The following is a 24,917-nucleotide window of genomic DNA, read 5'->3' as shown; positions in this document are numbered from 1 at the left end:
GCTCACATTAATTGGTTTTTATTCAAGTAGATACCAAACAGGGTGGTCTGCTCGGCGGTTCGCCGCCATTCTATCACACCCTCGTGCCGCCCCACGGTCTCCTTGACCAGGAACAGACCCACCCCGTGATCGCCGCTCTGGCGACTCACCCCGTAATCGAACAGGTGATCGGCCAGCTCCTCGTCGACCCCCTCGCCGCTATCCTCCACCTCGATCACCAGTCGCCGCCCCACATCGCACAGGGACAGCAGCACCCGCGGCGGTCGCTGCTGGCGGTTGCGCCAGGCCGCCTGCAGGCCGTTGTCCAGCAGGTTGCCAATGAGGGTGATGAGATCGGCCGAGACCGAGGCCGGATACTCCGCCAGCGCCGAATCGGGATCTAGCTCCAGGGTCACCCCGAGCTCGCGGGCCCGGCTGAACTTGCCGAGAATAAGCCCCGCCACCGGCTTGTTGTCGATCAGCCGCAGCAGCTCCTGCAGCATGGTCTGGCACGCTTCGTTCTCCTGCTGGATCAGCTCCACCGCCTGATCCACATGGCCCAGCTGCAACAGGCCGGAGAGGCTGCTCAGCTTGTTGGCGAACTCGTGGCTCTGCATCCGCAGCATCTCGGCATACTGGCGCAAGTGGGTCACCTGCACCCCCAGACTGGCGGCCACCTCCGGACGGCTGAAGATCAGCAGCCGCCCCGGCGCCTTGCCCTGCACCGCCTGCCAGCGACCGACAAAGGACTCCCCCTGAATGGTGAAGCTCACTTCCCCACCCTCCTGCTCCAGACAGGGGGCAAGGGGCGGCACCAGCTCCGCCAGCGACTGCCCCTGCAGGGCATGGCGCCCGGTAACCGGCAGCCGCAGCTGATAGCTGGCGGTGCTGTTGATCATGTTGATGTTGCCGCGGCCATCGAGGGCAATCACCCCTTCGGTGATGTGCTCCAGCACCAGATCCTGCAGGGTGAAACGGCGCACGATCGCCTCCGGCTCCAGATCGAGCAGGGTCTTGCGCAGCAGATATTGCACCCAGAGTGCCAGCAGCAGACCACACCCCAGCACTGCAACGATGGCGCTGATGAGCAGGGCCACCCGCTCCATATAGATTCCCTCCACCTGCTGCATCAGGTAGCCCACCACCACGGCCCCCATGACGCGCCCATCCCCGCCCACCACCGGGGAAAAGCAGCGGATCGCCGGTCCCATGGTGCCCCGATCCTTGGAGCAGTAGCTGCGCCGCTCCTGCAGCGCGGGCCAGATATCCTCGCCGCGAAACTTCTGCCCCACCAGCTCGGGGTTGGGGTGGCTGAGGCGGCGACCATGCTCATCGGTCACCACCATATAGGTGGCGTCGGTGCGGTTGCAGACCGCCTCCACGTAGTCGCGCAGGGTAGGATCACTGCCCTGACGCAGAGCCTCGACCACCCGGGTGTCCGCCGCCATCACCCGTGCCAGATCGCTCCCTTTATCCTGCAGATTGCTCTCCAGCAGATGACGGATAAAGAGGGCCAGCAGGCTGCCCAGAATGAGGATCAGCAGCAGGGAGAGCCCAAGAGAGAGGGTGACCAACTGGTGGCGAAGTTTCATGCACATACCTTAAAACGTCAGGACGCTGCCCAATAGTGCGGATGCCACCAGGTCTGGTCAATCAAAGGTGCCGGATCGCCGACAAAATCGGCCAACCCCTCCTCGCGGGCACAGAGTGCCACCGCTCTGGCGACGGCGCGGGCCACCTCTCCCACCTGCTCGATGGGGGGCAACAGCCGACCCGCCACCAGTGGATAGGCGCCAACTGCCCGCACCGCGGCCAGCAACATGCCATCGCTGATGCGGCGCGCCTTGACGGCGCAGGCCCCGAGACCAATCCCCGGGAAGACATAGACGTTGTTGCACTGGGAGACTACCCGCCGCTCCCCCGCCACCGTCACCGGCGCAAAGGGGCTACCGGTCGCCAGCAGGGCGCGGCCATCTGTGGCGGCCCACACCTGCTCAGGGGTAGCCTCGGCGCTGCGGGTCGGGTTGGAGAGCGGCAGGATCACCGGCTGATCGCACACCTCCCCCATCGCCTGCAACACCTCGCGGGTAAAGAGGCCCCCCTGACCACTGACGCCAATCAAGACCGCCGGTCGCACCTGGCGGATGGTCTCCAGCAGCGAACTGTTGCCCTCGTTCACGGCGCGAGCAAACGGCTGCTGGGCACGAGTCAGCGTGGAGCGATCGCTGCAGACCACCCCGTCCTGATCAAACAGCCAGACCCCCTCATTGCCACCCGCCAGCTGGGCCAGCATAGCGGCAATGCCACAACCGGCAGAACCGGCACCGACGATCAGCACAGGGGCATCACTGAGGGCGATACCCGACTGTTGCAAACCGGCCAGCACGCAGGCAGAGGCGACCGCCGCCGTGCCCTGAATGTCGTCGTTGAACATGCAGAGCTCGTCCCGATAGCGGGCCAGCAGATTGGCGGCGTGCTTGCCGGCAAAGTCTTCAAACTGCAGCACCACCTGGGGCCAGCGCTTGCGAATGGCGGCCACCACCTTGTCCATGAAGTGGTAGTAGCTCTCGCCGTCGATGCGCGGGGATTGCCAGCCGAGGTAGGAGTCATCCTCCAGCAGCTCGGGGTTGTTGGTGCCTACATCGACACAGAGCGGTAGGGTGCGCGCCGGATTGATGCCGCCAGCAGCGGAGTAGAGCGCCAGCTTGCCGATACAGATCCCCATGCCGCCGATACCGAGATCGCCAAGCCCCAGCACCCGCTCGCCGTCGGAGATGACGATCACATCCACCTCCTGCTCCACCGACTCAAGGATGTCGTCAAGATCGTCCCTGTCATGCCAGGAGAGGTAGAGGCCGTGGCTGCGCAGATAGAGATCGCTGTGGCGCTGGCACGCCTCCCCCACCACCGGGGTGTAGATGATCGGCAGCAGCTCCGGCAGGTGGTGGCGCACCAGATCGTAGAAGAGAACAGGATTGTCCTCCTGCAGCTGACGCAGCAGCAGATGCTGGTCAAACGGACTCTGCATGGCGCTGACCAATCGGTAGATCCGGCGCCGCTGCTGGGAGAGGGACTCCTCCTTGTGGGGCATGCGACCCCGCACCCCCTGACGCTTGCGCTCGGCATAGGGCAGGCTGGTGCCCATCATGATGTCGTTCATCTTGTTTGTTCCTCAATCCGGTATCAGGCGAGCAGGGAGATTAGGGCGGTGGCCAAGATCAGCATCACGGCGCCGCCGAGACGGGAGGAGATCTGGGCAAAGGGCATCAGCTTCATCCGCTGGGCCGCCGAGAGCACGGCTACGTCGCCGGTGCCCCCCATGTTGGCCATGCAGAGCCCGCCTGTGATGGCCGCCTCGATGGGATAGAAGCCGATCATCCGGCCCACCAGTGCCGCGCCGAGGGCGCCACCGATCACAGTGACCATGACCAGCACGAAGTAGCTGATGGAGAAGGCGCTGATCAGTTCCGGAATACTGGTGTAGGCGACACCGATCCCCACCAGCAGGGAGGGGGTGAGGTTGCTCACCACAAACTGATACCAGTCGGCCGCCGCCTGCTCATAACGGCGCGGCAGCAGGCCGCTCACCTTGATAAAGGCGACCGCCAAAATCATCAGGGCGAAGGGGTGCATGGGGATAAAGTTGCCAAGCAGGGAACCCAGCACAAACATGCTGGAGCTGATAAAAAGCCCCATACCCAGACTCTGCAGGGTCGGCGCTTCGGCCTGCTCATCGGCAATGCTCTGGCTACTCTCTTTAACCATCAGCTTGCCGTTGCCAGTCAGGGAGGGGTAACGGCGACCGAGCCGCGCCAGCAGGGAGCCCACCAGAATGGCCAGGGTATTGGCGATCACCACCGCCGGTACCATGCGCGACAAGAGATCCGCACTGGACATCTGCATCGGGCCGGAGAGGATCTCCACCAACGGCACCGCACCGGCGCCCATGCCGCCGCCCATGATGGGCAGGCCGATCAGCAACACCGCATTCTTGAAGCCATACCCCATCAGGGAGCCGACCAGCCCCACGCTCAGCAGTGCCAGCGCTACGCCGCCAAGAATGACCGGCAGATAGCGCATGGCGGCATTTTTCAGCAAAGCGCCGCTCATGCCAAACACGGAGCCAGTCACCAGACTGGCGATAAAGAAGTTGAGAAAGCCTCCCTCCTTCATGAAGTTGGTGATGACCTGCCCCGCCTGCACCGGCAGCAGCTGGTATTCGAACAGGGCGGCGCCGCCAAAGATGGCGAGGATGGTGCCACCCCCCAGGTATTCGCGGATCGGCATGATCCGCTCACCCAGCTCGGTCAGCAGGGTGCCCAGCACGAACATCAGTGCCAGCGCACCGACCATGCCGAGCGGCAGCGAGCCGTTCCAGCCGGAAAAGAGAACGCAGGTCGCCAGCCCCAGAAATATAAAGAGCGGCATACCGGCAATTTGTTGGCCGCCCATAAAGGCGGCCTTTTCTTGTGTGGTTTGTAGGGGTGAGAGGTTTTTCATTGTTATGTACTCTGCGTGTGATTGTGGCCGCTACTTTATTGATCCCCCTCTCCCCTGTCGGTTAACCAGACTGCAAAGCCATATAAAAACATTAAAAACTTAAACATCATGGTGCCGCCAACGTGCGCAGCACAATAGAACACCAGACATCCGATACCCGACCAAGTCAGGAAATAGGGTGATAAAACGAGCGACCATAATGGCGGATATTTGGGTGATCAGCAGTAATAACGATGTGATGATCTCCCCCCTTCGGGGAAATAACAGAGCCAGATGACAAGCTCTGCGACCATTTATCGCCACAGATCCTGTGAGTGATAATCAGCGGGCAATGTCATCGCCATAACGCGAGTGCCACGGCTTGCCACATCAGGGTTTGAGTCAGCGTGCAGGAAGCTCTCACGATGAAAAATGGTGAGAAGAAAGATGCAAAAAGGGGAGATTGAAATAGTGATGAGTCAAGCCAGCGAATACCAGAGCACTGGCTTGAACTCACAAGGATCACACACGGTCAGGTCTATTCTGCCAACAGCAATGGAATATTGGCGGGGTCAAAATCATGACTGATATCGGTACTTCTGATTGCGCCTTCCCGATTCACGCCATGGTGTGACTCTGCACCATATTCTCCATCACTCAACAGCGTTTCAATTGCCAGATACACACATCCACTGTCATATCCATCCACAACCAGTTTCCCCCTTGTTTTATAACCCCATCAATATTAGCGGATAAAAAAAGAGCTGCTCACTGAAGCTGAAAATTTCATGAAAATAATCGCCGGATATCCTCCATTCACGGCGCAATATCCGAATCGGCAAGAGAGCCTCGAGTGGATCAGCCCCGAGAATAATATCAGGGGCTCGAATGCTGCCAACTCGCACCAACGAAAGATCCGACCAGAAACATGATACGCATCACACTATTTACTTAGCATGCTAAACAAGTATGATACTTAGCAGGCTAAGTACATTGAGGATGAGAAGATGACGGATCTGGAAAGGTTGCGCGAGCTGTCGCTCGCCGAGCAGATAGCGCGGATGCACCGGCTATGGCGTACTGCCGCCGATCTGGAGCTGGCCCCCCTTGGCCTCACCCATCCCCGCTGGACCGCGCTGTGGAAACTCTCCCGCATGGGGAACCATGTCAGCCAGAAGACCCTGGCCGAAGCCCTCGAGATAGAGCTCCCCTCCCTGATGCGCACCCTGGGCCAGCTGGAAGAGCAGGGACTGATTGAGCGCCACTGTTGCAGTCAGGACAAGCGGGCCCGCATCGTCTGCGTGACCCCGGCTGGCCAGACCCTGCTCGATCAGATCGCCGACCGCATCATGAATATCCGCCGCGAGCTGCTGGGGGGCATTGACGAGCAGACCCTGCAACTGTTTGAAGCCACGGTGCAGCGGATCTCGGCCAACGCCCTCAGCAAAATTGAACAACACCACGACCGACAAGCCGGAGGCGATACAAGCCCTCCCGAGACCGACACAGAGAGAGAATAAGATGACCCCGGATCAACAATTTACCCGCTGGATCAAATGGTCCATGGCTGGCTTTGCCACCCTGTTTGCCTATTTTCTGATAGCCGACCTGCTGATGCCCCTCACCCCTCAGGCGATGGCGACCCGGGTGGTCACCAAGCTGGCCCCCCAGGTGAGCGGCAAGGTGATCGAGGTCGCCGTTCACAACAACCAGCAGGTCAAGAAGGGAGATCTGCTGTTCAGGCTGGATCCGGCCCCTTTTGAACTGGCGGTGGAGCAAGCCCGCCTTGCGCTGGCGCAGGCAGAGCAGCAGAACAGTGAACTGGATGCCGCCCTGACTGCCGCCGTTGCCGAGATCAACGCCAAGGAGACCCTGGCCAGCCAGAAGTGGCGCGAGGCTGAGCGGATCGATGCGCTGTACCAACGTCACATGGTTTCGCTGCAACAAAAAGATGAGGCTGACAGCGCCCTGCGCAGCGCCCAGGCCAACCTGCGCGCCAGTCAGGCCAAACTGGCCCAGATCAAGGCCAGTCGTGGCGTGACCGGTGAGGACAATCTGTTGCTGCGCCAGGCCAGCAACAAGCTGGCGCAAGCGCAGCTGGCCCTCTCTTACAGCCGGGTCCACGCGGATCAGGATGGCACCATCACCAACCTGCAGCTCAAGCCGGGCAGTATCGCCAGCGCGGGCAGCCCACTGCTGGCGCTGGTGTCGGAACAGGTGGACGTCATTGCCGATTTTCGGGAGAAGAGCCTGCGCCATGTTGGCGAGCAAACCCGCGCACTGGTGGCCTTCGATGGCGAGCCGGGTCAGCTCTATCCTGCCCGGGTGAGCAGTCTGGATGCCGGAGTGAGTGCCGGTCAATTTGATGCCAACGGACGACTGGCCGCACCGGTGGAGTCGGATCGCTGGGTACGGGATGCCCAGCGGATGCGGCTGCACCTCGAGCTGGAGCAGCTCCCCGATCATCTGCCAGCCGGGGCGCGGGCCACGGTGCAACTGCTGCCGGACAATGCCCTGACCGCCATGCTGGCACGAGGCCAAATCCACCTGCTCAGCCTGCTCCATTATGTCTACTAACCACGCCACTCACCCGTCGGCCAATACCGCCCCAGCCCACCTCGTCGGTGGTGCTGCCACTCACCTCTGGTATCGGCCCCTCACCGGCAACGAGCTGCGCCAGTGCCTGCGCATCGCCTTTGGCTGCACCACGGGCTTTCTGCTCTGCAAGCTGTTTGGCTGGAATTACGGGGTCTTCTATACGGTCACGCCGGTGCTGCTGCTGGGAATGGCACCAGTGATGAATGGCCATGCCGCACGCCAGCTGATCGCGGCGGCGGTGGTCTGTGGGGTGGAGGTCGGGCTGCTGGGGGGGCTGTTTGGCAGCCATCCGGCGCTGATGACCCCCATCGCCTTCATACTGTTTCTCTACCGCTTCGCCGCCATGTCGCGGGGCAGCCTGTTTCTGTTCGGGGCCAACGGGGTGCTGAGCCTCAGCATCATGCTGCACTTTGCCAGCTATCCGCAGATCGACCTCAACGACCTGATCCTCAACAATATCTGGGCGAGCGTGCTGTCGGTGCTGATCGCTTACCTGATGACCATGCTGATCCCGGATGTGGAGGCCAGACCCAAGCCCGCCTCGGCCCCCAAGGCGCCGCACCGGATGCGCCATGAAGCCCTGCTGGGTGCCACGGTGGCCACCCTGTCGTTTCTGGTATTTCAGGTGTTTGACCTGCGCGACTCCATGTCTGCCCAGGCCACAACCCTGCTGGTGCTGTTCCCCATGCACTGGAACGGCGCCCTCAGTTATGCCCGCAAACGGGCGATGGGTACCTTGCTGGGTGTCACCTTCGGCTTGCTCGGCCAGCTGCTGCTCTATGACTGGTCAGGGCAACTGCTGCTTGTCGCCCCGTTACTGTGGCTCGGCGCCATGCTGTTCAGCCATGCCCACGTCAAGGAGGCAGGCGGCTCGGGGGTCGGCTTCGGCGCCCTCACTACCCTCGGCATCCTGTTTGGCCAGTACCTCACTCCGGGCAACGATCTGGTGTTCAGCGCCCTCTACCGGGTGAGCAGTATCCTGTTTGCCATCGTGGTCACCCTGCTGGCCTGCTACCTCGTCCACCGGTTGCTCAACCGCTTCGAGGCGACCCGCTTCGGTTATTGATTTCCTGTTGTAAGCACTGTTGTCAGCCCATGGATGAGCTCTCTTTCGCCCCGTCGCCTGCCGGGGCGTTTTTTCTCTCCCTCGTGTTCCTCCCTTGTCATCCCCCCACCACCACAGCTCAGCGCAGAAGTACGGCTATGCTTGTAAGGCTGCTGTCGATGAGGTGTACCTATGGTCGCGTTGTTAAAAAAATGGCTGGTTTGTCTGATGCTGTTGGCTACCAGCCCGCTCGGGGCCACCCCGCTTGTCATTGGTGCCGAAGATGACTGGGCCCCCTACTGCGAGCGCGACAAGGACAATGAGGATGGCCAGCCCCGCGGACTGGCGCCTGAGTTGGTCAAGGCGGTGTTCGCCGCCGAAGGGATCGAGATTGTCTTTCGCACCCTCCCCTTCGCCCGCTGCATGCACGATGCAAAAAGCGGCAAACTTGCGGGGTGCTTCAACGCTACCATCACCGAAGAGAACCGCTACCAGTACCATTGGCACGATACCCCCATGTTCGAGGAGGATCTTGCCATCTTCGCTCTTGCCAGCGACCCGCAACGGGATCTCAAGCTTACCTCGCTGGAGGGCAAGCGGGTGGGCATCACCCTGGGTTACACCTACCCCACCGATTTTATGGAGAACCCCAGGATCACCCGCTTTCAGGCCAAATCCGATGCCCAGATCCTCGAGATGCTGGTACGTGGCCGGGTCGACTACATCCTGATGAACGGTATGCCGGGCTACCTCAAGATCCAGCAGAAGCAGCTGACCGGCAAGGTGGTCAAGGTTGGCAAGATCTCCACCGATGGCTTCTGGCTCGCTTTCTCCCGCAACACACCGCAAGGGGAAGCGCTGGCCAAGCAGTTCGAGCAGGGATTGCAGAAGATCAAGAACAACGGCACCTATGAGACGCTGATCCGCCAGTTTGAAACCAGACTTGGCCTGCACTGATTGACACTACCTTGCTGATAGCGGCATCCCCCTCATACTCGCGCGGTATGCCGGACAGCCAGCGACGCACCGAATGGCCCCGCTGATTGCACAATAACGGCAACCTGTTAGGCTCACGCCCGTATGACACCAATGGAGCTGTAATCATGAATAAAGCACATATGATGGCCGCTGGTGCGCTGGCCCTCGGCCTGCTCGCTGGCTGCAATCAGGGCAATACCCTCTCAGTCACTGGTGGCGAACCGGTCAGTTACCAGTGCGAGCAGGGCAAGAAGGTGCAGGTGCGCTACTTCTCCCTCTCAGACGAGAGCCTCAATTTTATCAAGCTATCACTGCCGAACGGCAAGGATTACACCCTGCCCCAGGCCATTTCGGCCTCCGGCGCCCGCTATACGGACGAACATGAGGCCGTCTGGTGGAACAAGGGGGATGAGGGCTTTGTCGAGCTTCGGGATCAGGATGGCGAGTGGCAGACCGCCTACAACGACTGCAAACAGCAATAAACGTGACCCCGGCCTGGCCGGGGTCTCTCTTTCTCTGCCATCAGAGTGGTGGGGGATCAGTTGATCTCGATCTCGAAGCGGTTGGTCACCTCGACCGGAATGGCATCCGGGTTGCCCTCTGCCGGGCTGTAGCGGATCCGCGAGAGGGTCGCCAGCGCGCTCTGTTCCAGCTCGCCGGGGGGCTCGGCCGCCACCACTTCCGGCTTGACCGGCGTGCCGCTGGCGTCGATTTGATAGCGAACTTCCACATACCCCTTGACCGGTTTGGCCGGCAGGGCTGGCTCGTCATTGCCAAGCCATGACCACTGCTTCTCCTGAACCCAGTAGCTGGACAACTGCTCGAGAGGGATAGCGATCGGAGCGCGCTCGTGCGCTACCTCCTGACGGGATGAGCACCCCAGCAACAGTGTCACTGCCAGACCTGACCATACTGCGACTTTCCACTTCATGTAACGCTCCTTGTTCTTTGCCGGTGCTTGTTGCCGGACTGCGGGACGCTCAACGCGGCCCGCTTGGTCAGTCACCCATCCTAACGAAAAAGTATTCGTATGAACATTAACAAAAGGGCCAACCCCGAGAGGTTGGCCCTTTTATCGTCAATAAGCTCACTAACCATACGCTGGCATCAGCCGCGCTTGTCGCTCACCACCAGCCAGAGCGCATGGACCATGCCCGGCAGACCGCCCATCAGGGTCAGCACTATGTTGATTAAAAAGTGCAGGCTAAAGCCCACTTGGATAAACGCGCACACCGGGGGCAGGAAAATGGCCAGCAGGATCTTGAGCAGATTGTTCATCTCGGCTCTCCTCTTCATGAATGTCGTCAGGATTGGAATGGGCTAACCATAAACATCCCGGGCTTCAACTGCAAACCAGACAGGGAATTCGCTCACCCGCATCACGCCAGGCGTTGAGGTCGTGGATCTGCTGATTGCTGCTGCCACGCCAGAGCAGGCCGGGGTCTGCCAACTCCTTTTCAAACTTGCCATCCACCAGCACATCCAGCAAGGCCACCAGCTCGCGCTGGGCCTCTGACAGTTCGCCGAGCAGATAACCGGTCCAGCACCAGATATCCTTGCCCGGACACTCGGCGCGCACCCGTTTCACCAGCGCCAGCACGTGGGGCACGTTGGCCGGGTGGAGCGGATCGCCGCCGGAGAGCGACAGACCTCGCCGTTTGATGCGGCTGTCGTTGAGGTCGCTAATGATGCGATCGCTCATCGCCTCATCGAACGGCTTGCCGCCATCGAGCCGCCAGGTGCTCTGGTTGTAGCAACCCGGGCACTGATGCTCACAACCGGAGACAAACAGGGTGGCACGGGTGCCGGGGCCGTTGATCACATCGACCGGGTAGTATTGGTGGTAGTGCATCATCTCTCTCTATTACGGCCCCTCATCCCCGACCCTTCTCCCGCGAGGGGAGAAGGGAGCAAAGCAGCGCAAACAGTACATCGGCCGGTTCCCTCTCCCCTTGGGAGAGGGCTAGGGTGAGGGCTCGGCTTACATATGTTTGACGCGGCGCTTCACCTCTTCCTGCTTGCCCGCATTGAAGGGGCGCGCATCCGGGCTGCCGAGGTAGCCGCAGACACGGCGGGTCACCGACACCTTGGCGGGATCGTGGTTGCCGCAGCGCGGGCAGGTGAAGCCCTTGGAGGTGCACTCGAACTCGCCGGTGAAGCCGCAGTCGTAGCACTCGTCGATGGGAGTGTTGGTACCGTAGTAGGGCACCTTGTCATAGCTGTAATCCCAGACGTTTTCGAGCGCTTCCAGATTGTGCTGGATATTGGGGTACTCGCCGTAGCAGATGAAGCCGCCGCTGGCGATGGGCGGATAGGGCGCCTCGAAGTCCAGCTTGTCGTACGGGTTGACCTGCTTTTCCACATCGAGGTGGAAGCTGTTGGTGTAGTAACCCTTGTCGGTCACACCGGATACCACGCCAAACTCTTTGGCGTCGATGCGGCAGAAACGGGTGCAAAGGTTCTCGCTCGGGGTGGAGTAGAGGCTGAAGCCGTAGCCAGTCTCCTCTTTCCACTCGTCAATGGCTGCCCTGAGACGGGCGATGATGGCGATGGCCTTCTGTTGCAGCTCGGCGCTGTCAAACAGGTGCACCTTGTCACCAAACAGGGCGTTGATGGTCTCGTGAACGCCGATATAACCGAGGGAAATGGAGGCTCGACCGTTCTTGAAGATCTCGCTGACGTTGTCGTCCGCCTTCAGCCGCACACCGCAAGCCCCTTCTATATAGAGGATCGGTGCAACCCGTGCTTTCACCCCGTCCAGACGGGTGATGCGGTACATCAGCGCCTTCTTGGCGACCCGCAGGGAGGCATCCAGACGATCCCAGAAGTCAGCTTCATCGCGGGATTTCAGCGCAATGCGCGGCAGGTTGAGGCTCACCACGCCGAGGTTGTTGCGGCCTTCGTGGATCAGCTCACCATTCTCCTCGTAGGCGCCGAGGAAAGAGCGGCAGCCCATGGGGGTCTTGAAGGAGCCGGTCACCTTCACCACTTGGTCGTAGTTGAGGATATCCGGGTACATCCGCTTGGAAGCGCACTCCAGCGCCAGCTGCTTGATGTCGTAGTTGGGATCGCCCTGCTTGTGGTTGAGGCCATCCTTGATGGCGAACACCAGTTTCGGGAACACGGCGGTCTTCTTGTTCTTGCCAAGGCCGGCGATGCGGTTGCTGAGGATGGCACGCTGGATCATCCGCGACTCCCAGCTGTCCCCCAGACCAAAGCCGAAGGTGACAAACGGCGTCTGACCGTTGGCTGTGTGCAGAGTGTTGACTTCGTACTCCAGCGACTGGAAGGCGTCGTAGCACTCTTTCTCGGTGCGGGCCATGGCGTAGGCTTCCACGTCGGCAATGCCCCACTCTTCGGCCACTTCACGGTGTTTCTGCCAGCTGATGGTCACATAGGGGGCCAGCACTTCGTCGATGCGGTTGATGGTGGTGCCGCCATAGATGTGGCTCGCCACCTGAGCGATGATCTGGGCGGTCACGGCCGTGGCGGTGCTGATGGATTTCGGGGTATCGATCTCCGCATTGCCCATCTTGAAGCCGTGGGTCAGCATCCCTTTCAGATCGATCAACATGCAGTTGAACATCGGGAAGAAAGGTGAGTAGTCGAGATCGTGGAAGTGCAGATCACCGCTCTCGTGGGCCTGAACCACATCACGGGGCAGCATGTGGCTGGTGGCATAGTGCTTGGCGACAATACCGGCCAGCAGGTCGCGCTGGGTCGGGATCACCTTGGAGTCTTTGTTGGCGTTTTCGTTGAGCAGGGCGGCGTTGGTCTGCTCGACCAGACCACGGATCTCCTGCGCCAGACGGCCGCGCGCCTCGCGAGCCTGATCCCTGTCGTGGCGATATTCGATATAGGCACGGGCGATGGCCTTGTCGTCGGAAGCCATCAGGTGGTTTTCGACCCGGTTCTGGATCTCGTGGATATCAACTTCACCACGCCCTTCCAGCTCCTGACTCACTGCATTGGCAATGCGGGAGGCGAGTGCCGGATTGGCCTGATTGACCGCTTCCGCCGCTCGGCTGACCGCATCGCGAATCAGCTGGGCATTGAATGGTGCGCGACATCCGTCACGTTTGATCACAACCGGTTTCATGGATTTTCCCCGTTAAAAGGCCAGGCATTTGCCTCTGGCTCACCCTTGTTGGGCCCCCCTCCCGGCATCTCGTCCTGGACGCAAATAAATTCAGCCGAGGCTTGACAAGCCTGGGCTGAAGATAGGAGGGGAACAGCTTATACACAGCTTAATAACACAACATATAGGGATTAAAAACGAATGCGTCCCTATATGTGGTGTCTATTAGGCACCAAAGCGCAGCCTCATTTCTTGATCCAGAACAGGTTTTTCAGCGAGCGGGACAGTTCACGACCAACCAAAAAAAGACTCAATAAAACCCGATCCCAAGCAGAGTGCGGGCTGGCGTCCGATCCGCTCAACCGAAAAAAAATCGCGCCCTGCCATACCGGTTTCGAGATGACAGTAACGGCAAACACTGCCCATACTGAGCATGCATACACTATCACTCGACAGGGGCCTTCCCATGCGCACCTCCCTGCTGTTGCTACTGCTCTCCACCCTCTCCCTGCCGCTCTGGGCCGCAAACATTCTGGTGATCAGCAGCTACCATCCCGAATACCTTTGGGACCAGAGCTACAACGAAGGTTTGCGCAAAGGGTTGCAGGGGGAGCACAAGATCTCTCACTTCTATATGGACACCAAACGCCATCCACGGGAGGCGTTCGACGACATCGCTCAACGGGCTATCGCTTTTTATCTCAAGAGCAAACCGGATCTGGTGGTGCTGGGGGATGACAATGCCATCAACTATCTGGCCAACGAGATCGCCTCGCTGGGTACCCCGGTGGTCTTTCTCGGCATGAACGAAAACCCCCGCCTCAAGGGCTTTGTCGGCCACCCCAAGATCACCGGGGTGCTGGAACGCCCCCTGCTCAAGCGCAACATCAGCGAAATAAGCCAGATGATGGGGGGGCTCGACAAGGCGCTGGTACTGTTTGATTCCAGCAATGTGGCCCTCACCGCTATCGAGGATGAATTCAAGACCCAGACCGAATTGCGAGTCGGCCAGACCCGGGTCAACAGCCAGCTGATGGGCGACTACAGCCTCTGGCAGGAGGCGGTGCTCAACGCCAAGAAGAATGGCTATCAGGCAATCTTCCTCGGCCTCTACCACACGCTGGTCGATGATAATGGCAAGCATGTGAGCGAACAGACTGTGCTGGAGTGGACCAGCGCCAACACGCCGGTGCCGCTCTTCTGTTTCTGGGAGTTTACCGTCGGCAAGGGGATGGCCATCGGCGGGCTGGTACTGGACGGCCACGATCAGGGGTTGCAGGCAGCGTCCCTTATCAACACCATACTGGCGGGCACCCTGCCCCGTACTATCTCCCCGCGAGCGGCCCTGCGCGGCGAATATGTCTTCAGCAAGAGCGAGCTGGCCCGCTGGCAGCTCACTGTGCCCGACAAATGGCACAACAAGATCATGTGGCGTGAGTAACAATAAGTAACCCGGCACATTGGCCGGGTAACACCTGCACAGTCAGATGACTGATGACCGAAAGCCGCGTGCGTCAGCTGGCAGCAAAAGGCAGGGAGAGGCGCTTGGCAAGCGCCTGGAAGTGCTGGCTGATCTCGGCACCAAACAGAGGATCACCGATAGCTCGGTTCTGCCAGTTTTGCTCCAGATGACGCCAGTCATCCTCGGTCAGGGAGTCACGCAGATGGGGGAAGATCACCCCCTCTTCGTAGTTCATGTGTGCCTCTTGCAGCTCCACGAAGCGCTCCAGCTTGGCGGTGAACTGATCGAGCGGGATCACCGCATCCATCAGGATCATCTCCACCATCTCCTTGAGCTCGGTCCCTGCCTCCAGCAACTTGAGATGCTCTTCATGCAAGCGGTTCGCGACATCCCCCTCCACCACCCGGTATTTCAGGTAGTAGTCATAGACAAGATCTTCCTTGGGGTGGTGATACTTGTCAGAGACCTCCCGCAGATAATCGATGACATCGCGCACCAGAAAATAGCTGATGGGTTGCTCGGCACGAATGGCGGCCAGCTTCTGCTTCAGCAGATCCAGCAGTCGGGCGATATTGAGGTGATCCTTGTGCAGACTCGATAACATGGGCACTCCTTGGCGCTGAAATAAAATGTTACTTTCCTGAGTATACGGTCATTTGTCGCCCGAACTTTGCACTCAATCAAGTGGTTGGCAGACAGATTGCCATTCGATCGGGCTTTTACCCTGCAATTCCAGCAGGCGGTTGGTCTCGGAAAAGTGGCCGCAACCGATAAAACCACGGTGGGCAGAAAGGGGGCTGGGATGGGGTGCCGTCAACACGTGGTGGCGTTGCCGGTCGATAAAACGCCCTTTCTTCTGGGCATGGGAGCCCCACAACAGAAATACCACCCCCTGACAACTGGCATTGATCTGCTCAATGACCCGATCGGTGAAGGTTTCCCACCCCAGATGGGCATGAGAGTGTGCCTGACCGGCCTGCACTGTCAGCACTGTGTTGAGCAGCAGAACCCCCTGTCTGGCCCAGGACTCCAGAAAACCGTGATTGGGTGTGACGAAACCAGGCAGATCCCGCTGCATCTCCTTATAGATGTTGACCAGTGAGGGGGGAGTACGCACCCCGGGCAGGACGGAGAAGCAGAGACCATGTGCCTGATTCGGGCCATGGTAGGGATCCTGCCCCAGGATCACCACCTTGACCTGATCCAGTTCGGTAAGTTTGAAAGCATTGAACACATCGGCCGCGGGGGGGTAGATCACCTTGCCCGCTTCCCGCTCTGCCCTGACGGTCGCCAGCGTACACTTGAAATAGTCCTGCTCTTTTTCAGAGCCAATCACATCACTCCAGGTCAGCACCCCGGCCTCCTCACTTGATACGGCGAAGGAGTCAGGATAGGGGGGCAGCCCGCAAGACGCAACCGTGACTCACACTTTCCAGAGCCTGGCGAGCCGGCCGGAGCGCTCCAGTTTGTGCAGACCGGCGTTAAACAGCAACATCAAGCGGCGGGCATCGGGATCGGCCTTGCGCATCAGCAGATAGCCCGGCTGGGACCAGATGGGATCGGGGGCACCACTCAATGCTGCCGCTTGGGGATGACGAGAGAGAACCTGCTGAAACAGAACCTGTGCCACCTGTTCATCCATGACCAGATAACGAATGCGTCCGGTGAGCAGTTTCTCCATGCTCTCCTCATCGGAGTCGGACCACTCAAGAGACAGCTCGGATTGCCTTGCTGCAAACCCTTCACCATAAAAATAGCCACGGGTAACCCCGACAGGCTCGTTTTTCAGCTCACCCAAACTGACCAATGGCGAACCATTAAGTGCAAGCAGACGGGTCGTAAATTTGCCCAGCGATGCAGAGAGATAGAAGTGCTGCTCGCGCTCGCGAGAGCGAAACCAGGGCATGGTAATCATATAACGCCCTTCAAGAGTCAGGCTGTATGCCTCAGACCAGGGGTAGAAATGAAAGCTGACATCGACCCCCTGCTCGGCAAAGGCCTCACGTACCACCTGACAGAGAAACCCCTGATTGGGCAGCGACTCACTGATATAAGGCGGCCATTCGCCCACCGCTATGCGTACTGTTTCGGCCCGGACCACAGCTGTGATTGCCCAGCAACAGAACAGGGCCAACCATCCCCACATTCGCCACCTGATATTCACCCGACACTCTCCTTGCTTTCTGCTGAGTGTAGCCAACTCCTCAATCCACCACAGAAAAGCCGAAAAAGATGTAGTTAAATTACTAGATTAAAAAGATAAAAGATGCATAATTTTGATATCTTACAAAATCAGAAAAATGACCTATTTTTGATTCAACTCAAGAATTTAATCCCATTTAAATGGCGCTTTATTGATTTTTATTGATCTAGATCAATTTTAGTAATATTACCAACATGGTATATATGACCCCATCAAAGCAAAGGTGTAAGGCAAGGGCCCTTTAAGCCACCGCAATTAACGGTAGCTTAAATACATCAGGGTAATTTCCTTACAGTTGGATTCGCGTTCCCATTGAGGAGTCATACCATGATCAAAGGCATTCAAATCACCCAGGCCGCCAACACCGCCCTGCTGAACTCTTTCTGGCTGCTGGACGAAGAGAAGCAACAGGCTCGCTGCATCTGCGTCAAAGGCGATGCTTTCGCTGCTGATCAAGAAGTGCAACTGGCTGACCTGGGTCAGTTCAAATACCGCGAACTGCCTGTTCAGGCCGAACCGGCTGTTGAAGGTGGTCAGCACCTGAACGTCAACGTGCTGCGTCGCGAAACCCTGGAAGATGCTATCGAGAATCCGGAGAAGTACCCGCAGTTGACCATCCGCGTATCTGGCTACGCAGTGCGTTTCAACGCCCTGACCCCGGAACAGCAGCGTGACGTGGTTACCCGTACTTTCACCCAGAGCCTGTAATCAGCGTCCTGCAGTGAACCGCTGATACTTGCTATATCAGCACAAAAAACGGCCTATCGGCCGTTTTTTTATACGTGCTTTCACTAGGCAAGCGCAAAAAACAAGGCCTCGCATTGCGAGGCCTTGTGATAAGTTCTTATCCCATCAAGCAGAGGTATCCAGGGGCTCAAAACCCTTGATCAGGTCATCGATGGCCTTCATCTGTTTGAGGAAGCCTTCCAGCTTGTCGAGCGGCAGGGCGCTCGGGCCATCACAGCGGGCAATTTTCGGATCCGGGTGTGATTCGATAAAGAGACCGGCCAGACCGACCGCCATACCGGCGCGCGCCAGCTCGGTCACTTGCTCGCGACGACCACCGGAGGCCGCCCCCAGCGGATCACGGCACTGCAGGGAGTGGGTTACGTCGAAGATAACCGGATAGCCACCAGTGCTCTTTTTCATGACTCCCAGACCCAGCATGTCCACTACCAGGTTGTCGTAACCGAAGTTGGCACCGCGCTCGCAGAGGATCAGCTGATCGTTGCCGCACTCTTCAAACTTGTCGGTGATGTTCTTCATCTGGCTTGGGCTGAGGAACTGCGGCTTCTTTATGTTGATAACGTTGCCGGTGCGGGCCATGGCTTCCACCAGGTCAGTCTGGCGCGCCAAGAAAGCAGGCAGCTGGATAACGTCCACCACCTCGGCGACCGGCTTGGCCTGATGGGGTTCGTGCAGATCGGAGATGACCGGCATGCCGAAGGTCGCTTTCAGCTCCTGGAAAATCTTCATACCCTCTTCCAGACCCGGACCGCGGTAGGAGTGGATGGAGGAGCGGTTGGCCTTGTCCCAGCTCGCCTTGAAGACAAACGGGATGCCCAGCTTGCTTGTCACTTCCACGTACTTCTCGCACACCGCCATCGCCATGTCGCGGGATTCCAACACGTTCATGCCACCAAACAGCACGAACGGTTTGTCGTTGGCAACGTCGATCTGGTTGATCTTGATATTCTTCTGTTCCATCTAAGACATCCTTAATAAAAGGGCCTGAAGCCTAGTTACTCCGTTGCGACCGGACGCAGCGGCCTTGATATTCTTCTGTTTCAGTTTCAAGCCGCCCTTAATGGAGGGGCTTGGGGCTCAGATCCAGCGCGGCCAGCTGTACTTTCAGCACATCGGCGACCGGATCGTCCGGGCATTGTTCAATAAAATATTCAAAATCGTCGGCGGCCTGGCGCGGGCAATCGAGCTGCTCGTAGATAAAGCCGCGATCCCGCGTCTCCAGCGGATCGCCGGGCTTCATCCGCAGCAACAGCTCGCTGCAACGCAGCGCCTCGGGCATGCGATCTTCCCGCAGCAGGGCCCCCTTGCTGACGTTGAGCAGCCGTTCGATGATCTCCCACTGGCCGGAGGGCTGCAGGTAGTCGGGAGTGAGGGTCGCCAAGTCCCCCAACGCACCGCGCAGCAGCAGCTCGATGCGGGCCAGACTCAGCTCGTCGCCGGTAAAGGGGTCGACATAGACCTCCCCCTCGCCACCGGCAAAGCTCACCAGGAAGTGGCCGGGGAAGCAGATCCCCTCCACATCGAGCCCGAGCTTGCGCCCCAGCTGGATAATGAGAATGCCGAGGCTGACCGGGATCCCCTTGCGCTGAACCAGCACCTGATTGAGATCGCAGTTGTTGGCAGAGAAATAATCCTGCCAGTCGCCATGAAAACCGAGGCTGTGGTAGAAGCCCTGCAGCAACTGCTGGCGCACCTCGTCGCAGGTGCCCTCTTCGATCTGCTCGTCCAGCCACTCGTCCAGCAGGTTCAACTCGCGCATCCCCTCCTCGACCGAGCCATAAATTTCGTCACTGACTGACAACGCCAGCTCGGTGATGTCGTGGGCTTCGAAATCGGTCCATTCGTCTATGTGTAACATTCTCTTCATGCCTTAGCCGAACACACTCGTCTGTTTGAGCACTGCCAACTTGGCAATAAAGTAGATCCAGCCGAGCGCCCCCAGAAAGGAGCACCAGCGCACCAGATTGCTTTTGGCCAGCCGCAGCGCCATCGCCGCCAGAAATACCAGCACCAGAATGGCCATCAGCTTCTCGCTGAGCCAGGGCGTTCCGTTATTGAGCGGGTTGAGATCCAGCACCATGCAAAGCAATACGCCGGAGAGCACCACCAGACCGTTGAGCCAGCCGCTGACCTTCATCACCGGCGCACTATAGGCTCGGCTAGTGGCGGTCTGTACCCAGTAGAAGCGGAGCATAAACATCAGCACGGCCCCGGCAATCAGGGTGAGGTGCAGGTGTTTGAGCACAAAAACCATATTCAATCCTTGCATGGGGGCGCACAGGCAACCCGCCGTGTAACAGTAAGGGGCTGTCAGCGCAGCGGGCAGAGGCCCAGCGTCACCCTGTCGTTATCCCCGTAATCACGCACCGTGGCTACCTCGCGGTAACCGCCATCGCGCAGCAACTGACGCACCGCCTCCCCCTGATCCCAGCCATGCTCCAGCAGCAACCAGCCATCGGCCAGCAGATAAGCGGGGGCATGGGCCACGATGTGGCGGATATCAGCCAGCCCGGCGTCATCGGCAACCAGCGCCGAGCGGGGTTCAAAGCGCACATCACCCTGCTCGAGATGGGGATCGGCGCCATCAATATAGGGGGGATTGGAGACAATCACCGCAAATCGTGGCGTTTCGTCGCGATCCGGCTCGCCAAGGGGCTCGAACCAGCTGCCGTCGCGCACCTCGATGGGTAACCCCAGCGCGGCGCTGTTCTCGCGGGCCAGCGCCGCGGCATCGGCCATCCGATCCACCGCCCACACATCGATTTCGGGCCGCTCGGACTTGAGCGCCAGCGCGATGGCGCCAGTGCCGGTGCCCAGATCCAGCACGGCGCACGGCCCTTGCGGGATTCTGGTCAGTGCCTGCTCGACCAGCACCTCGGTATCGGGGCGCGGGATCAGGGTCGCCGGGCTCACTTTCAGCGGCAGCGACCAGAACTCCCGCTCGCCAACGAGATGGGCGATAGGTTCGCCGTTGAGACGACGAGCCAGCCACGTCTGCAGGGTGGCCTGCTGGGCGGCATCCAGCTCACGCTCGGGCCAGGTCATCAGATAGCTGCGACGGCAATCGAGCAGATGACAGAGCAGTACATCGGCGTCGGCGCGGGGGGATTCTCCCCCAGCCAGCATGGTCATGATATGGGCGCGGGCCTGCTGGATCTGCATCAGTGCCACTCCACCTTATGGGCACGACACTTAATGCGAGCTTGCCGAATCACCATTTGCATCAGTTGTTCTCGGCCAGCGAGGCGAGCTGATCGGCCTGATACTCCTGCACCAGCGGGGTGATGACGCAGTCCAGATCCCCTTCCAAAATTTCGGAGAGGCGATAGAGGGTCAGGTTGATGCGATGCTCGGAGAGGCGGCCCTGCGGATAGTTGTAGGTGCGAATGCGCTCGGAGCGATCACCGGAGCCCACCAGATTGCGGCGGGTGCTCTGCTCGGCGGCGCGGTGGCGCTCATCCTCGGCCGCTTGCAGGCGGGCGGAGAGCACCGACATCGCCTTGGCGCGGTTCTTGTGCTGGGAGCGCTCGTCCTGACACTCCACCACCAGACCGGTCGGCAGGTGGGTGATGCGGATGGCCGAGTCGGTCTTGTTGACGTGCTGACCACCGGCACCGGAGGCGCGGAAGGTATCGATCTTCAAGTCGGAAGGGTTGATCTCGATCTGCTCGGCTTCCGGCACTTCCGGCAGCACGGCGACGGTACAGGCGGAGGTGTGCACCCGGCCCTGGGATTCGGTCTCCGGCACCCGCTGCACCCGGTGACCACCGGATTCAAACTTGAGGCGGCCATAGACGCGCTCGCCGTCGATCTTGGCGATCACCTCCTTGTAGCCACCGTACTCACCGTCATTGCAGCTGACGATGGAGACGCGCCAGCCCTGACGCTCGGCAAACCGTGAATACATGCGGAACAGGTCACCGGCAAAGATGGCCGCCTCGTCGCCACCGGCACCGGCGCGGATCTCCAGATAGCAGTTATTGTCATCCTTGGGATCCTTGGGCAGCAACATCAGTTGCAGCTCCTGCTCCAGCGCCTCCAGATTGGCCTTGGCCAGCGGCAGCTCCTCCTGCGCCATCTCGCGCAGGTCAGCATCGTCCTCCTCCAGCATCATCTGGGTGGTCTCCAGATCATCCTGAGCCTGACGGTAACGCTGGAAGGCGTGAACGATATCTTCCAGCTGGGCATATTCGCGGGTCAGGGCGCGGTAGCGATCCTGATCCGAGACCACATCCGGCTCGCCGAGCATGGCCTGTACTTCTTCGTGGCGCTCGATGAGGCCTTCCAGCTTTCTGATCAGTGACGGATTCATAACTCTTGCATTCTCAATGGAGGACGGGACAACCGGCAGGTTGCCCGAAAATTATGGCTCTTGTGACAACCCCAGCGCCTGCCGCAAGCGGGAGAGCTCGCTCTGATCCCCCTGGGAGGCAGCCTGGCGCAACGCCTGGGTCGGCGCGTGGATCAATTTGTTGGTGAGGCGATGGGCCATCGCCTTGAGCGCCTGTTCGGCACTCTCGCCCTGCGCCAATGCCAGCAGGGCCCGTTGCAACTCTTCATCAGCCACTTGCTGTGACTGATGGCGGTAATCGCGAATGAGATCGACCGAGCTCTGGCCGCGATACCAGCCCATAAACTCGTCGCGCTCTTCCTGCACTATCACTTCCGCCTGCGCGGCAGCCCGTTTACGGGTTTCGAGGTTCTGCTCGATGATCCCCTGCAAATCATCCACCGTGTAGAGATAGGCATCGGAGAGCTCATCGACTTCGGCTTCGATGTCGCGCGGCACGGCAATATCCACCAGAAACATGGGCTTGAAGCGGCGGGCCTTCAGCGCGCGCTCCACCATCCCCTTGCCGATGATGGGCAGTGGGCTGGCGGTCGAGCTGATGACAATATCCGCTTCGTGCAGATAGTCGGGGATCTCTTCGAGCGTCATCACCTGGGCGCCGAATTCGGCCGCCAGGGTCTGGGCACGTTGCAGGGTGCGGTTCGCCACCATCATCTTGGTGACGTTCTGCTCGCGCAGATGACGGGCCACCAGTTCGATGGTCTCCCCCGCCCCGACCAGCAATACCTTGGTCTGGGAGAGATCGGAGAAGATCCGCCGACCTAGGCTGACGGCGGCAAAGGCCACCGACACCGCACTGGCGCCAATCTCGGTATCTGTGCGCACTCTTTTCGCCACCGAGAAGGATTTCTGGAACAGCCGCTCCAGCGCCCCCTTCACCGACTCCGCCTGCTGGGCATGAGCGTAGGATTGCTTGATCTGCCCCAGGATCTGCGGCTCCCCCAACACCAGCGAGTCAAGCCCGCACGCCACCCGCATCAGGTGGCGCACCGCCTCTTCATCGTGATGCTGATAGATGGCAGTGACCAGTTCGGCCGCGTCCAGCCCGTGGAACTGCTGCAGCCAGCGCAGCACTTGCTCCTGCCGCTCCTCCTCCAGATTGCAATAGAGTTCGGTCCGGTTGCAGGTGGAGACGATCACCGCCTCGCTGACACCGGGTTGGCTCACCAGCTCACGCAAGGCGCGATCGATGCAGTCCGGGCCAAAGGCGACCCGTTCCCGCAAGGCGACACTGGCGGTGTTGTGGTTGATTCCGAGGGCAAGCAAACTCATGAGTGGGCGACGATCATTTCATACGCTGGGTGCAAAGGCTGCCAATTGTACGAGAAAGGGTAAGTCTTTAAAAGCAATACGGCAGCCCCGTATACTGTGGCAAATTCCTCTCTCTGGAGCCGTCTCTTGCTGCTACGTATTTTTACCCTCACCTGCCTGCTGTTGCTGGCCGGTTGTGCCACCACCCAGCCCCAGCGTGACCAGGTGAACTGGAACCAGGAGCGGACCCGTCTCGAGCAGCTGACCCACTGGCAGCTCTCTGGCAAGATGGCCATCATCACGCCACAGCAAAAGGGCAGCGCCCGTCTCAACTGGCAGCAGGATGGGGAGGATTATCGCCTCAACCTCACCAGCCTGATCGGCACCAGCATTCTGGAGCTCTCCCGCAGCAAAGGGGAGATCACCCTGCTCGACAGCGACGGCAATCGCCACCAGAGCCAGGATGCCGAAGCACTCATCTATCAACTGACCGGCTGGAATATTCCGGTTGCGGGATTGCCAGAGTGGATCAAGGGGCTGCCGGGTCAGGCGGAGTTTGAACTCAACCCCGACAGCAGTCTGGCCAGCGTGCGCGACGGCCAGTGGCAGATCGTCTATGGCGATTATCGGGATCAGGATGGCTACCGCCTGCCGCACCAGCTGACCATGACCGGCCAGAACAGCCGCCTCAAGCTTCAGATCAACCAATGGACTCTTGCACGTTAATGGCTTCCACACGCTGGCCGGCACCGGCCAAACTCAACCTGTTTCTACACGTCAATGGCCGTCGTCCCGATGGCTATCACGAGCTGCAGACCCTGTTTATCTTCCTCAACCACAGCGACTGGCTCGAGTTCGAGGTGATACCGAATAGCGACACACTCACCCTGAGCCCGGCCATTCCCGGGGTGCCGGATGAGCAGAATCTGATTATCCGGGCGGCGCGCCTGCTGCAAGCAACCCTGTCGAGCCCGCAAGGTGCCCATATCCGGCTGGAGAAAGTGCTACCCATGGGTGGCGGCATTGGCGGCGGTTCGTCCGATGCAGCGACCACACTGGTAGCGCTTAACCACCTCTGGCAAGCGGGTTTGAGTGAAGATGAACTGGCAGCGCTTGGCGTCCAGTTGGGGGCCGATGTGCCGGTGTTTGTCCGTGGCAAGGCGGCCTTTGCCGAAGGCGTGGGCGAGCGGCTGCAACCGGTCGAACTGCCCGATGCCTGGTATCTGGTGCTCAAGCCCGATTGCCATGTAGCGACCGCAGCCGTATTCCAGGATCCGGACCTGCCGAGAGCCACGCCGAAAATGGCGCTGGACAACCTGCTGGAAGGCGAGTGGAAAAACGATTGCGAATCACTGGTGAAAAAGCGCCACCCCGAGGTTGCCAATGCGCTCGGCTGGTTGCTAGAATACGCGCCGTCAAGAATGACGGGCACAGGAGCCTGCGTCTTTGCTCAATTTGAAGACGAAGTGACTGCTCGGGAAGTGTTGGCCTGCGTGCCGAAGGGACTTGATGGGTTTGTCGCCAAGGGCGAGAACATATCACCTCTCTTCTCCACATTGCAACAGTTCAAATGATTGGGGTATCGCCAAGCGGTAAGGCAGCGGGTTTTGATCTCGCCATTCCTAGGTTCGAATCCTAGTACCCCAGCCAATTTTACCGAACGGTATTGATGATTAACGCGGCCGGTTTTGCACTCGGCCACGGATTCGGGTTACCGGTATCATCACAATCATTGGGCAGCAGACA

24 protein-coding genes, 1 tRNA gene and 1 pseudogene are annotated in these 24,917 nt (G+C 59.6%); 10 read left to right on the top strand and 16 right to left on the bottom strand.

Annotation, left to right across the window (positions count from 1 at the left end; translation table 11 throughout):
- Nucleotides 1–2: 2 nt before the first annotated feature.
- From G5253_RS02470 to G5253_RS02460, 3 genes are read right to left on the bottom strand one after another with little or no spacing between them, the layout of a single operon-like run.
- Nucleotides 3–1,571: an ATP-binding protein gene (locus G5253_RS02470; protein ID WP_021229142.1), complete on the bottom strand. Its 1,569-nt coding sequence runs from the start codon at nucleotides 1,569–1,571 to the stop codon at nucleotides 3–5.
- Nucleotides 1,572–1,588: 17 nt separating this feature from the next.
- Nucleotides 1,589–3,139, bottom strand: a complete 1,551-nt coding sequence (locus G5253_RS02465; protein ID WP_216951840.1) for an NAD-dependent malic enzyme — start codon at nucleotides 3,137–3,139, stop codon at nucleotides 1,589–1,591.
- Between the two features lie 23 nt (nucleotides 3,140–3,162).
- On the bottom strand, nucleotides 3,163–4,479 hold the full coding sequence (locus G5253_RS02460) for a 2-hydroxycarboxylate transporter family protein (RefSeq protein WP_088869904.1): 1,317 nt from the start codon (nucleotides 4,477–4,479) through the stop codon (nucleotides 3,163–3,165).
- 986 nt (nucleotides 4,480–5,465) lie between these two features.
- Here G5253_RS02460 and G5253_RS02455 point away from each other — a divergent pair.
- From G5253_RS02455 to G5253_RS02435, 5 genes are all read left to right on the top strand, one after another.
- Nucleotides 5,466–5,978, top strand: coding sequence for a MarR family transcriptional regulator (locus tag G5253_RS02455; protein ID WP_005349886.1), 513 nt, complete (start codon nucleotides 5,466–5,468; stop codon nucleotides 5,976–5,978).
- 1 nt (nucleotide 5,979) lies between these two features.
- On the top strand, nucleotides 5,980–7,035 hold the full coding sequence (locus G5253_RS02450; RefSeq protein WP_266134090.1) for an HlyD family secretion protein: 1,056 nt from the start codon (nucleotides 5,980–5,982) through the stop codon (nucleotides 7,033–7,035).
- Nucleotides 7,025–8,122, top strand: coding sequence for a DUF2955 domain-containing protein (locus tag G5253_RS02445; RefSeq protein ID WP_266134091.1), 1,098 nt, complete (start codon nucleotides 7,025–7,027; stop codon nucleotides 8,120–8,122). The genes G5253_RS02450 and G5253_RS02445 overlap by 11 nt, the downstream gene beginning before the upstream one ends.
- A 171-nt stretch (nucleotides 8,123–8,293) precedes the next feature.
- The gene (locus tag G5253_RS02440) at nucleotides 8,294–9,058 is read left to right on the top strand and encodes a substrate-binding periplasmic protein (protein ID WP_410170573.1); all 765 of its coding nucleotides are present in this window, start codon (nucleotides 8,294–8,296) and stop codon (nucleotides 9,056–9,058) included.
- Nucleotides 9,059–9,204: 146 nt separating this feature from the next.
- Nucleotides 9,205–9,561, top strand: a complete 357-nt coding sequence (locus tag G5253_RS02435) for an MliC family protein (RefSeq protein WP_201972991.1) — start codon at nucleotides 9,205–9,207, stop codon at nucleotides 9,559–9,561.
- 56 nt (nucleotides 9,562–9,617) lie between these two features.
- On the opposite strand, the gene G5253_RS02430 is transcribed toward G5253_RS02435, so the two are convergent.
- The 4 genes from G5253_RS02430 to nrdD form a co-directional block, all read right to left on the bottom strand.
- Nucleotides 9,618–10,010: a TonB family protein gene (locus tag G5253_RS02430; protein ID WP_005358848.1), complete on the bottom strand. Its 393-nt coding sequence runs from the start codon at nucleotides 10,008–10,010 to the stop codon at nucleotides 9,618–9,620.
- A gap of 176 nt (nucleotides 10,011–10,186) precedes the next feature.
- The gene (locus G5253_RS02425; protein ID WP_005338440.1) at nucleotides 10,187–10,357 is read right to left on the bottom strand and encodes a YqaE/Pmp3 family membrane protein; all 171 of its coding nucleotides are present in this window, start codon (nucleotides 10,355–10,357) and stop codon (nucleotides 10,187–10,189) included.
- Nucleotides 10,358–10,421: 64 nt separating this feature from the next.
- A complete protein-coding gene (gene nrdG, locus G5253_RS02420) occupies nucleotides 10,422–10,931 on the bottom strand; it encodes an anaerobic ribonucleoside-triphosphate reductase-activating protein (RefSeq protein WP_103251521.1) in 510 nt (169 codons plus the stop codon).
- Between the two features lie 129 nt (nucleotides 10,932–11,060).
- Complete coding sequence (nrdD, locus tag G5253_RS02415) at nucleotides 11,061–13,178, bottom strand: anaerobic ribonucleoside-triphosphate reductase (protein ID WP_266134092.1); 2,118 nt, start codon at nucleotides 13,176–13,178, stop codon at nucleotides 11,061–11,063.
- Nucleotides 13,179–13,623: 445 nt separating this feature from the next.
- Here nrdD and G5253_RS02410 point away from each other — a divergent pair, with 445 nt between their 5' ends.
- Nucleotides 13,624–14,598 (top strand): ABC transporter substrate-binding protein, encoded by a 975-nt coding sequence (locus G5253_RS02410; RefSeq protein WP_266134093.1) that lies wholly within the window; start codon nucleotides 13,624–13,626, stop codon nucleotides 14,596–14,598.
- Between the two features lie 73 nt (nucleotides 14,599–14,671).
- On the opposite strand, the gene G5253_RS02405 is transcribed toward G5253_RS02410, so the two are convergent.
- From G5253_RS02405 to G5253_RS02395, 3 genes are all read right to left on the bottom strand, one after another.
- Nucleotides 14,672–15,223 (bottom strand): hemerythrin domain-containing protein, encoded by a 552-nt coding sequence (locus tag G5253_RS02405; protein ID WP_216951846.1) that lies wholly within the window; start codon nucleotides 15,221–15,223, stop codon nucleotides 14,672–14,674.
- A 72-nt stretch (nucleotides 15,224–15,295) separates the two neighbouring features.
- Nucleotides 15,296–15,973, bottom strand: coding sequence for a uracil-DNA glycosylase (gene ung, locus G5253_RS02400; RefSeq protein ID WP_266134094.1), 678 nt, complete (start codon nucleotides 15,971–15,973; stop codon nucleotides 15,296–15,298).
- A 69-nt stretch (nucleotides 15,974–16,042) separates the two neighbouring features.
- A complete protein-coding gene (locus G5253_RS02395; RefSeq protein ID WP_254204216.1) occupies nucleotides 16,043–16,690 on the bottom strand; it encodes a substrate-binding periplasmic protein in 648 nt (215 codons plus the stop codon).
- A 459-nt stretch (nucleotides 16,691–17,149) separates the two neighbouring features.
- Between G5253_RS02395 and grcA the strand changes: the two genes are divergently transcribed.
- On the top strand, nucleotides 17,150–17,530 hold the full coding sequence (gene grcA, locus G5253_RS02390) for an autonomous glycyl radical cofactor GrcA (protein WP_266134095.1): 381 nt from the start codon (nucleotides 17,150–17,152) through the stop codon (nucleotides 17,528–17,530).
- Nucleotides 17,531–17,674: 144 nt separating this feature from the next.
- On the opposite strand, the gene kdsA is transcribed toward grcA, so the two are convergent.
- The 6 genes from kdsA to hemA form a co-directional block, all read right to left on the bottom strand.
- Entirely contained in the window at nucleotides 17,675–18,529 is an 855-nt protein-coding gene (gene kdsA, locus G5253_RS02385) for a 3-deoxy-8-phosphooctulonate synthase (RefSeq protein WP_216951850.1), read from the bottom strand.
- 97 nt (nucleotides 18,530–18,626) lie between these two features.
- Nucleotides 18,627–19,427: a SirB1 family protein gene (locus G5253_RS02380; RefSeq protein WP_005334938.1), complete on the bottom strand. Its 801-nt coding sequence runs from the start codon at nucleotides 19,425–19,427 to the stop codon at nucleotides 18,627–18,629.
- 12 nt (nucleotides 19,428–19,439) lie between these two features.
- Nucleotides 19,440–19,823 carry a SirB2 family protein gene (locus G5253_RS02375; RefSeq protein ID WP_236302749.1) on the bottom strand — a complete coding sequence of 128 codons (384 nt, stop codon included), beginning with the start codon at nucleotides 19,821–19,823 and terminating at the stop codon, nucleotides 19,440–19,442.
- Between the two features lie 56 nt (nucleotides 19,824–19,879).
- Nucleotides 19,880–20,731 (bottom strand): peptide chain release factor N(5)-glutamine methyltransferase, encoded by an 852-nt coding sequence (gene prmC / locus G5253_RS02370; protein ID WP_266134096.1) that lies wholly within the window; start codon nucleotides 20,729–20,731, stop codon nucleotides 19,880–19,882.
- Between the two features lie 61 nt (nucleotides 20,732–20,792).
- A complete protein-coding gene (gene prfA, locus G5253_RS02365) occupies nucleotides 20,793–21,881 on the bottom strand; it encodes a peptide chain release factor 1 (protein WP_005353897.1) in 1,089 nt (362 codons plus the stop codon).
- 51 nt (nucleotides 21,882–21,932) lie between these two features.
- The gene (gene hemA / locus G5253_RS02360) at nucleotides 21,933–23,192 is read right to left on the bottom strand and encodes a glutamyl-tRNA reductase (protein ID WP_005362209.1); all 1,260 of its coding nucleotides are present in this window, start codon (nucleotides 23,190–23,192) and stop codon (nucleotides 21,933–21,935) included.
- A gap of 126 nt (nucleotides 23,193–23,318) precedes the next feature.
- On the opposite strand from hemA, the gene lolB reads away from it, so the two are divergent.
- The 3 genes and pseudogenes from lolB (at nucleotide 23,319) to G5253_RS02345 (ending at nucleotide 24,821) form a co-directional block, all read left to right on the top strand.
- Nucleotides 23,319–23,897, top strand: a complete 579-nt coding sequence (gene lolB, locus G5253_RS02355) for a lipoprotein insertase outer membrane protein LolB (protein WP_005353907.1) — start codon at nucleotides 23,319–23,321, stop codon at nucleotides 23,895–23,897.
- Nucleotides 23,897–24,767 (top strand): annotated as a pseudogene (gene ispE, locus G5253_RS02350) (4-(cytidine 5'-diphospho)-2-C-methyl-D-erythritol kinase). Before lolB ends, ispE begins: the two are co-directional and overlap by 1 nt.
- Nucleotides 24,747–24,821 (top strand) — tRNA-Gln (locus tag G5253_RS02345). The pseudogene ispE and the gene G5253_RS02345 overlap by 21 nt, the downstream one beginning before the upstream one ends.
- Nucleotides 24,822–24,917 lie beyond the last annotated feature (96 nt).

This window comes from Aeromonas sp. 602658 (genome assembly GCF_049173005.1).
Taxonomy (GTDB): Bacteria; Pseudomonadota; Gammaproteobacteria; order Enterobacterales; family Aeromonadaceae; genus Aeromonas; species Aeromonas veronii_A.
The sequence above is the reverse complement of the archived record's forward strand: the minus strand, read 5'-3'. Positions and strand labels throughout refer to the sequence as shown.